Source organism: Micromonospora mangrovicola, assembly GCF_047200535.1.
GTDB lineage: Bacteria > Actinomycetota > Actinomycetes > Mycobacteriales > Micromonosporaceae > Micromonospora.
Window position 1 is genome coordinate 1 of sequence record NZ_JBJZOG010000208.1, and the last position, 2,847, is coordinate 2,847.

2 protein-coding genes are annotated in these 2,847 nt (G+C 66.2%); both read right to left on the reverse strand.

The window, feature by feature from the left end; translation table 11 throughout:
* Nucleotides 1–1,031: 2-oxoacid:ferredoxin oxidoreductase subunit beta (locus tag ACL02O_RS33960; protein WP_412822277.1), on the reverse strand; the 1,031-nt coding region annotated here is incomplete at its 3' end.
* The coding region (locus tag ACL02O_RS33965) for a 2-oxoacid:acceptor oxidoreductase subunit alpha (RefSeq protein ID WP_412822278.1) at nucleotides 1,024–2,847 on the reverse strand (1,824 nt) is incomplete at its 5' end. The genes ACL02O_RS33965 and ACL02O_RS33960, both read right to left, overlap by 8 nt.

Here is a 2,847-nt window from a genome sequence, read left to right on the forward strand (position 1 = left end):
CCGATGGTCCAGGTGTCGCCGCTGGCGAGGAGTCCGGCGAGTTGTTGTTCGGGGGTTTCCTGGAGGTTTGTTTTGGCGGTGGTGACCTGTTCCTGTACGGCGGTGTCGTAGGTGGGTCGGGTGGTGTTGCGGAGTACGCCGATGGGGGTGTTGCGCAGGTCGGGGCCGGGTAGGCGGGTCAGGGCGAAGGCGTAGGCGGGGTCGGTTACGTCTGCGTCATGAACGACGATGTCCTGGGTGGGGGTGGCGGCCGTCTCGCGGACTTCGAGGCCGAATCCGCCGGGTGGGTGGACGACGCAGAATTGTCCGTCCTTGCCGAAGGTGATGGGTTGGCCGTGTTCGAGGCGGATGAGGTAGTCGTCGCGGGTGGTGGGTTCTTTGAGTTGGTCGAAGGCGCCGTCGTTGAAGATGTTGCAGTTTTGGTAGATCTCGATGAGGGCGGAGCCTTGGTGGGTGGCGGCGGCTCGTAGCACGGATTGGAGGTGTTTGCGGTCGGAGTCGATGGTGCGGGCGACGAAGGTGGCTTCGGCGCCGAGGGCGAGGGACAGGGGGTTGAACGGGGCGTCGGCGGAGCCGACGGGGGTGGATTTGGTGATCTTCCCGATTTCCGAGGTGGGTGAGTACTGGCCTTTGGTCAGGCCGTAGATGCGGTTGTTGAACAGCAGGATTTTGAGGTTGACGTTGCGGCGCAGGGCGTGGATGAGGTGGTTGCCGCCGATGGACAGGGCGTCGCCGTCGCCGGTGACGACCCAGACGGACAGGTCGGGGCGGGTGACGGACAGGCCGGTGGCGATGGCGGGGGCGCGGCCGTGGATGGAGTGCATGCCGTAGGTGTTCATGTAGTAGGGGAATCGGGAGGAGCAGCCGATGCCGGAGATGAACACGATGTTCTCGCGGGGGATGCCGAGTTCGGGCATGAACTGTTGGACGGCGGCGAGGATGGCGTAGTCACCGCAGCCGGGGCACCAGCGGACTTCCTGGTCGGACTTGAAGTCTTTCGCGGTGAGCTTGACCGGGACGGGGTTAGACATTCTTGCAGACCTCTTCCAGCATCGTCTCCAGCTCGGCGGCGGTGAACGGCAGGCCGCGGACCTGGTTGTAGCCGATCGCGTCGACCAGGTAGCGGGCGCGGATGACGTGGGCGAGTTGGCCGAGGTTCATCTCCGGGATGACGACCTTGTCGTAGGAGGCCAGCACGTCGCCGAGGTTGGCGGGCATCGGTGCCAGGTGCCGCAGGTGCGCCTGGGCGATGCGCAGGCCGCGGTGGCGCAGGCCCCGGCAGGCCGCGCCGATCGGCCCGTAGGTGGAGCCCCAGCCGAGTACCAGCACCTTCGCGTCGCCGTCGGGGTCGTCGAGTTCGACATCCGGTACCGGGATGGTCTCGATGCGGGCGGCGCGGGTGCGGACCATGAAGTCGTGGTTGGCCGGGTCGTAGGAGATGTCGCCGGTCTTGTCGGCCTTCTCCAACCCGCCGATGCGGTGTTCCAGGCCGGGGGTGCCCGGGATCGCCCACGGCCGGGCCAGCGTGGCCGGGTCCCGTAGATACGGCAGGAAGGTGACGCCGTCCTCACCGTTGGCGGCGGTAGCGAAGTCGACCCGCAGATCCGGCAACGACTCCACCTCGGGCAGCAGCCACGGCTCGGAGCCGTTGGCCACGTAGTTGTCCGACAGCAGGATCACCGGCGTGCGATACGTCAACGCGATCCGGGCGGCCTCCAGGGCGGCGTGGAAACAGTCCGCCGGGGATTTCGGCGCGATCACCGCCACCGGCGCCTCACCGTGGCGACCGAACAGCGCCATGTTCAGGTCGGCCTGCTCGGTCTTGGTCGGCATGCCGGTGGACGGACCCGCCCGCTGCACGTCCACGACCACCAGGGGAAGTTCGAGGGCCACCGCCAAAGAGATCGTCTCACTCTTCAACGCCACACCCGGACCGCTGGTCGTGGTCACCCCCAACGACCCGCCGTAGGAGGCGCCCAACGCCGCGCCGACCGCGGCGATCTCGTCCTCGGCCTGCATCGTGACCACACCGAACCGCTTGTGCTTGGACAACTCGTGCAGAATGTCCGACGCCGGCGTGATCGGATACGCCCCCAGAAACACCGGCAGCCCCGACCGCACCCCGGCCGCGACCAGACCCAACGACAACGCGGCGTTACCGGTGATGTTGCGGTAGGTGCCCGGCGCCATCCGCGCCGGCTTCACCTCGTACCGCACCGAGAAATCCTCGGTCGTCTCCCCGAAATTCCACCCCGCCCGGAACGCCGCCACGTTCGCCGCCACCAACTCCGGACGGGCGGCGAACTTACGCTCCAAGAACCGCAACGTCGACTCGAACGGCCGCGAATACATCCACGACAACAACCCCAGCGCGAACATGTTCTTCGCCCGCTCGGCGTCCTTCTTCGACACGTCGTGCTCGGCCAGCGCACCAATCGTCATCGACGTCAACGCCACCGGATGCACCACGTACCCGTCCAGCGAGCCGTCCTCCAACGGACTGACCTGATAGCCCACCTTCGCCAGATTCCGCCGGGTGAACTCATCAGTGTTCACAATGATGTCCGCACCCCGCGGCAAATCCGCCACATTCGCCTTCAACGCCGCCGGGTTCATCGCCACCAACACATTCGGCGCATCCCCCGGCGTCAAAATATCGTAATCAGCGAAATGCACCTGAAACGACGACACCCCCGGCAAGGTCCCCGCAGGAGCCCGAATCTCCGCCGGAAAATTCGGCAACGTCGAAATATCATTACCCAACTGCGCCGTCTCCGACGTGAACCGATCACCCGTAAGCTGCATCCCGTCGCCCGAGTCACCGGCAAACCGGATCACCACCCGGTC